This window comes from Flaviaesturariibacter aridisoli, assembly GCF_004343705.1.
Lineage (GTDB): Bacteria > Bacteroidota > Bacteroidia > Chitinophagales > Chitinophagaceae > Flavisolibacter > Flavisolibacter aridisoli.
The window spans coordinates 1-6,602 of record NZ_SKFH01000059.1; the positions used below are offsets into that span (position 1 = coordinate 1).

5 protein-coding genes are annotated in these 6,602 nt (G+C 60.1%); 1 reads left to right on the forward strand and 4 read right to left on the reverse strand.

What is annotated here, in order from left to right:
* The 4 genes from E0486_RS18070 to E0486_RS18085 form a co-directional block, all read right to left on the reverse strand.
* On the reverse strand, positions 1 to 634 hold a 634-nt coding region (locus E0486_RS18070; RefSeq protein ID WP_131851900.1), incomplete at its 3' end, for an IS5 family transposase.
* A gap of 613 nt (positions 635 to 1,247) precedes the next feature.
* Entirely contained in the window at positions 1,248 to 2,312 is a 1,065-nt protein-coding gene (locus E0486_RS18075; RefSeq protein ID WP_131854390.1) for a carboxypeptidase-like regulatory domain-containing protein, read from the reverse strand.
* A gap of 147 nt (positions 2,313 to 2,459) precedes the next feature.
* On the reverse strand, positions 2,460 to 4,670 hold the full coding sequence (locus E0486_RS18080; RefSeq protein ID WP_165917409.1) for a patatin-like phospholipase family protein: 2,211 nt from the start codon (positions 4,668 to 4,670) through the stop codon (positions 2,460 to 2,462).
* A gap of 134 nt (positions 4,671 to 4,804) precedes the next feature.
* Entirely contained in the window at positions 4,805 to 5,872 is a 1,068-nt protein-coding gene (locus E0486_RS18085) for a COX15/CtaA family protein (protein ID WP_243697476.1), read from the reverse strand.
* A gap of 227 nt (positions 5,873 to 6,099) precedes the next feature.
* Here E0486_RS18085 and E0486_RS18090 point away from each other — a divergent pair.
* A partial coding sequence (locus tag E0486_RS18090; RefSeq protein ID WP_131854394.1) for a ribonuclease HII occupies positions 6,100 to 6,602 on the forward strand: 503 nt, incomplete at its 3' end.

A 6,602-nucleotide genomic window follows, 5' to 3' on the forward strand; every position in this document is an offset into this window, starting at 1 on the left:
TTCTTTCCACCACCCATCTGACAGGAAGGGGGGAGAAGCGGTTGGAGTGTCTGCGCTGAATGAGCACCCACCGGATCCTGCCTCCTGCGGTAAAAGCCGGTGGTCCGTCGTAGCCGCCGTCGGCGACAATAGTGCGCACCGAAGGGCGGTCCTCCACATCATCGCGCAGCACGCGCGCCCCGGTCTTGTCATGAACAAAAGCGGAAGTAACGCCGGCGGCAATGACGGTGCCCTGGGTGTCCACAGCCAGGTGGCGCTTTCTTCCCTTTACCTTTTTGCCCGCATCATAACCCACCTCGTCGCCTGTGCCGGCCACGGTTTTTACCGACTGGGCATCAATGAGCAGCATCGAAGGCTCGCCGCTTCTGCCTTGCCGGCGCCGCAGCTGAATGCCCACCAGGTATAGCGCCCGGTCCAGCAGTCCGTAGCGGGCCCACTTGTTCAGGTAGTACCATACCAGGCGGTAATCGCCGTACTGCGGCGGAAGCGAGCGCCACTTGCAGCCGTTGCTCAAAAGATAAATGATGCCGCTGAAGATCAGTTGAAGGGAATGCTTGCGCCGCCGCACCTTCGGCTCAAATATTGTAGCTACTTTATTCCAAAGGGCGTCAGGCACCTGATACAGAGTTTGCATTGTAACCAATGTTTGTTCACCTCTCTATCAGCAAGCAAGACGCCCTTTTTCCTTTTGGCTCAGCTCAAACCAGACATACTGAAAACCAACTAACTAATTTTAGACAGCCTCTAAGAGGCTATCTAAAAATGATTCGTTGAAAGTGCGTTAGTAGCGAACCGTCCCGAAGGGACGGAATATCGGTAGCCCCGGGTGCAACCCGGGGTTAAATGCGGGTAGGTTAACCGCGCACCCTGTAGGGGTGCCACCGCGTAGAACAGGCCCTCCCGGAGGCTTAAGCCCCCGGGATAAAGTGGCGCCCCTACAGGGCGCGCCTTTTCACCCCGGCTCACGCTACCCCGGGTTATACCCGGGGCTACCAACATGCTGCTTCTTCGAGGCAGTACTTACCATCGGGTAATCAACCACTTAATTTTAGACAGTCTCTAAGAAAACCAAGCGGGCTATGTAAAAAATTGAAAGCGGCCCCTGGCCGCTTTTTTTATGTAAGGGCGTCGCTTGTGCGACGCCTTTGATGTTATTGCGGTCCTTTCGCTGCGCCCGCAATGACCTTCGGTCGCTGACGCAGGCCAACGGCCCCTCAAAACCTCTCAACATCCTCCAAAACCTTTCTCTACGGATTATAATCATACGGCAGCAGGTCCGCCAGGTTCTTCCAGCTCCAATACCCCTGGTTCACCCAGCTGCGCTGCTCGGTAAAGTAGCCGTTCGGCTTCACCAGGATCGCGTCCCGTAGTTCTACGTACGACATCTGGGCGGGCACGTTCTTCGGCAGGTTCATCTGCTCCAGGTAAGCGGGCTCGGGGCGCGCCTTGGTGTAGGAGATGCTCACCATCCGCGGAAACCAGAGCTCCACGTTGCCGGTGCTGTCGGCGAAATAATAAGCGGAATCGTAGGGATTGGTAAGGCGGTCGAACTTGGTGTTGCTCGTTTCCGAAAGCAGGTCCACCGTAAAGCCGTCCTCCTTCAGCGTGCTGTCGAAGTAGGCGCGCGTGAAGTGCAGGCGCGAGCCCAGGTAGGCGCGCTCACGGGCTTTGGCCCAGGCGGCCTGCTGCGCGGCGTCGCCCTCGAGCGGGAGAAAGAGGCAGTTGCCGCGGTACGAGTTGAGCCCCGACTTGTAGTAATACACGAAGGAGTCGAGGTTGTATTGCAGGCTGTAGCCCAGCGCGCTGTTGGTGATGCGCAGCGGCTCGGAGGCGAATACTTTCAGCTTGTCGCTGCGCTTGTAGTAAAAAAACTTGAGCGCCTGCGGGTTCTCCAGCTTTGTTTCCTTCGCATTGGCGGTGCGGCCGATAAAATAGTCGAGGAAGAAGGATCCGTACTTCTCCCAGCCGTCGGGCACTTCGTTGTTGCTTTGAATAACCACCTCGGTGAGGCTCTTGTCCTCTTTTTTCAGGGCGATGTCCTGCGTGCGGTCGCCGGTGGCCTCGATGTTGAAGCGCTGCGTTTCGTAGCCGGTGAAAGACACTACGAGCTCGTAGCCGCCTTTGCCCAGCGACAGCTTATAGGTACCGTCGCCTTTCGACACGGCGCCCACCGTGGTGTTCTGCGCAAAGACCGAAGCCCCTTGCAGCGGCTGCTTCGTTTCGGCGTCGGTGACGGTGCCCGACACGATGCCCTGCGCAAAAGAGCAAAGCGTCAGCAGGGTGGAGAAAAAGAGGAGGGACAGTTTTTTCATAAGGGTTTAAAGATACTATTACCGAGACGCAGCCGGGCGGCAATTCGTTGGCAGGTGATAAGTTGTGCTCGCAATGACTCGCCTCAGGCGAGTCGCGGGCGCCAGCGACCCTCAGAACCTTCAAAACCCTGAAAACCTGCCCACAGCCTATTTCCCCTGGACCAGCTTCAGCACCTGCCCGAAGGCCTGCTGGTTGGCGCGGCTGTTCAGCGATGCTTCGATGTCTTTCTTCTCGCCGCGGGTGAGGTGGAAGTTGAGCGCAGCCTTGTTTTCCTGCTTGTCGGGGATGTACTGGAACGAAATGCGGTGCACCGGGAAGCGGTTCGTGCCGAGGTAGTAGGCCGCCATGTCGCCCTGCGCGTAATCCATCATCTTGTACCAGTTGTGCTGCAGCAGGAAGAACGGCTTGACGGCGTTCTCGGTCATCGTGGCGGCGTCGTAGGGATTTTCCCAGCCGCCGTCCATGCGGTCGCGCACCTGGATCAGCAGGGCGCCGCGGGTGTTCTGCTCGATCCATTCGTGCATCGACGAAAGGAAGCGCAGGGCCGTTTCCACGCCGTAATTGTCGCGGAGGCCGCCGTCCATCACATCCACCGCGGGCCGGGTGGGCAGCAGCACGTTGGGCAGCACCACGGGAAAGGTGGCGTTCATCCGCAGCGCCGTCAGCAGGCGCAGGTTGTAGGGATCCTGGTTGCGGAAAAAGCTCACGAAGTCCACGGCATCGGGGGAATTGTTTTCCAGCGAATCCGACGGCGGCGCCATCATGAAGCGCAGGGGCTGCGTGGAAATGAGCAGCTTCTTGGCGTCGCGGGTGATGACGTTGTGAAAGAACATCAGCGGGATGCGGGCCTCGCTCTCGTCGCTGATGTAGTCGCGCAGGTGCTGGTTGAGGAAGCCCCGCGTGTTGTTGTCGAGCGCCAGCTCGAAAGAGTAGCCCCGGTCTTTGATATAGCTGTGATTTCCTACGCGCACCGTTTGCTGCGGTGCAAAAAGGTCGCGCAGCACGAAGGACGTGAAGGTGGGGTTGAGCAGGTCTTCGGCGATATCGTCCACCCACATCTTCGACTGCAGGTTGAGCGAGGGCAGGCGCAGCTTGCGGCGGTACAGCTCGCGGTAGTAGGTGGCGCCGATCATGCCGCCCGAGGCGCCGGTGATGAGGAAGGTGCGCTTCATCATGCCGTTGCCGGTGATCGAGTCGAGGTGTTGCAGCACGTTCATGGTGAAGGTGGCGCTGCGCGTGCCGCCGCCCGAGGTGGCCAGCACCACTAGCAGCGGCTTTTCCTCGCCCTGGCGCGCCTTCCAGCGGTTCAGCACGGCGATCATGTTTTGCTTGTCCTTCGCTACGTCGGCGGGGTTGGCCAGTGCCGCGAGGCTTTGCTGCGTATACTCCGGATGCTTGCCGGGGGCGCTGTAGTCGAGGCCGTAGGCGCGGTTGCGCGGGTCGATCCAGCCTTGCTGGTACATGGCGTTGAGCGCCAGCAGGAACAGCAGCAGCGCCGGCACGCTCCAGCTCTGGAAGAAGTAGGCAAAGGCCCCCGACACCCCGATGAGGATGGCGCAGAACAGCGTGATGGAAGCCGCCGCGGGCAGCTGGAAGGCGCGCATGTCGAGGAAGTAGGCGATCAGCACGAGGGCGAGGTAGGCGATCACCATGCTCACCACGGCGGCAAAGTGGTGGCGCTTGAAGATCTTTTCCATCAGCTCCTGCGAATAGTGGCTCACATCGCGGCAGCGGCGCACGCGGAGCAGCGAGTCCAAGAACCACTCGGAGCGGATGAGGGCACGGCCACCGGGCTGTTGCTGCTCGGGCTGCAGGTGCGCAATGACGTGGTTGGCCTTCTTGAACAGGGGCTGCAGGCCGCGCAGGATCGTCTTATCGGCCCGGAAGAAATAAAAGAACGAGATCGTGAGCACGAACAGCAGGCCGGCCGCAAAGCCGAGGATGAGAAAGAGGATCTCCACGTTGGGAATCAGCTCGCGGTAGTGGGCGTAGGCGTAGGCTTTGAACAGGAAAAAGAAGAGGAACGACAGCGGCAGTACGGCGTTGTTGATGCAGTATTTGAGGAAGGGAAACTGCGTGGCGGCGAGGAAGGTAAAGTGGCGGCTAAAGAGGATGAAGGTGGTGATGTTCCAGCACATGATGAACACGCCCACCGAGGCGCCCACCAGCAGGGTGCTCAACGCATTGACGTTGCCCAGGTACTCGGGCGCCAGGAAGAGCGCTTCGGCCCCGAAGGTCTTCATGAAGGCACCGCCCACGGTAGCAAACAACAGCAGCCAGAAGATCAGCAGGATCTGGTATTTCCGGAAGTGCAGGAAAAGGAGCTGTACGGGTAACGAATAAAATAGGCCTCTCAAATACCTCATGGAAGGGACGGGGTGTTGCGGCGTAAGTTACTCTTGAATCGCGGATGTCTGATCTCGGATGTCTGATTTGTCCGGCAACTGGTCTACCGTACAAGATCAGACATCCGAAATCAGAGATCAGACATCTACAGCACTGAGGGTCGTTTCACGCGCAGCAGGAACGCATTCGCCACCAGCGACAGCAGCAGGAAGAGGGCGCAAAGCTGGTGCAGCTGGGCCATCCACTCGAAGGTGTTCCAGCGCGTGGCGCGGATACCGGTGGCGCTGAGCACCGTGGCGATGCCGAGTGCTACCTGGATCAGCACAAAGAGCGCGGGCAGCCAGCGGGCGCGGCCGAAGAGCGCCGTGGCGCGGTAGCGGAAGGCTTTGAAGGTCCACAGCAGGATGAGCACCGTGAGCAGGTAGGCCAGGTTGCGGTGCACGAAGTGGATGCTGATCCGGTCTTCGAGGAGGCTGACGATGCCGGCGGGAAAGAGGCGCGGGAAGAAGGAGCCGTTGATGTCGGGCCAGGTGGGCGCGGCGGGCGCGGCGCGGTGGCCGGCCATCAGGGCGCCGAAAATGAGCTGCACACCCAGCAGGCCCACCAGCCACCAGCAGGCGAGGCGCAGGCGGGGTGCCGTCACCTTGTCGCCCGGCTTCGTGAGCAGCTGCAGGGCGAACCAGAACGTGTAGCAAAGCAGGCCCAGCGCGAAAATAAAATGCAGCGCGAGCCGCGTGGGCTTCACGTACACCGCGTCGCCTTCGAGGCCGGAGGCCACCATGATCCAGCCCACGGCCCCTTGCAGGGCGCCGAGCACGAAGAGCACCAGCAGCGGCTTGATCATGTCCTGGCGGAAGCGGCGCTGCACCAGGAATACGATGAACGGAATGGCGAACACGACCCCGATGAGGCGGCCCCACAGGCGGTGGAACCATTCCCAGAAAAAGATGAATTTGAAGTCGGACAGGGTAAAGTCCGAATTGAGCAGGCGGTATTGCGGCGAGGCCTGGTACTTGTGAAACTCGGCCAGCCACTGCGCCTGGCTGAGCGGCGGCAGTGCGCCCGTCACTACGTTCCATTCCGTGATGGAAAGGCCGGAGCCCGTGAGGCGGGTAATGCCGCCGAGGATGACCTGGATAATGACCATGCCCACCCCGATGAGCAGCCAGATGGCCACGGGGCGCGACGAACGGTACAGATGGGTGGTAGCCAAAAGAAATGGGTTTTGCAGTGCGGGGCAAAAGTACGAGGGGAAAGGTTCTGAGGGTTTTCAAGGTTTTTAAGGTTCTGAGGGCTTTTAAGGAAGCGGCGCGAAGTGTCCTTTTGCCCCGGTCACCACCAACCTTATTTAACCTTGCGAACCCTAAAAACTCTAAAAACCTTAAGAACGTTTTTTACCCTGCTTCCACTTCCCACTTCCGACTTGATTACTTTTGCAGCGTGCTGCTCCCCTATTTCCAGGATACGCTTTTAGAAGCCGGTCTCGATGAGGCCGGGCGCGGCTGCCTGGCCGGGCCGGTGTATGCCGCCGCGGTGATCCTGCCGCGCAGCTTTCAGCACCCGCTCCTCAACGACTCGAAGCAACTCACCGAAAAGGAACGCTACGAGCTGCGGCCCGTGATCGAAGAGGCGGCCATCGCCTGGGCCGTGGCTTCGCTCGAACCCGTGGTGATCGACGAGATCAACATCCTGCGGGCGGCGTTCCGGGGCATGCACGACGCCGTGGCGCAGCTGGCCGTGGTGCCCGAGCTGCTGCTGGTAGACGGCAACCGCTTTTCGCCCTACGCCTTCATCCCGCACCAGTGCATCGTGCAGGGCGACGCCCTTTATGCTTCCATCGCCGCCGCCTCGGTGCTGGCCAAGACCTACCGCGACGACCACATGAAGCGCCTCCACCACGACTTCCCGCACTACAACTGGGCGTCCAACAAGGGCTACGCCAC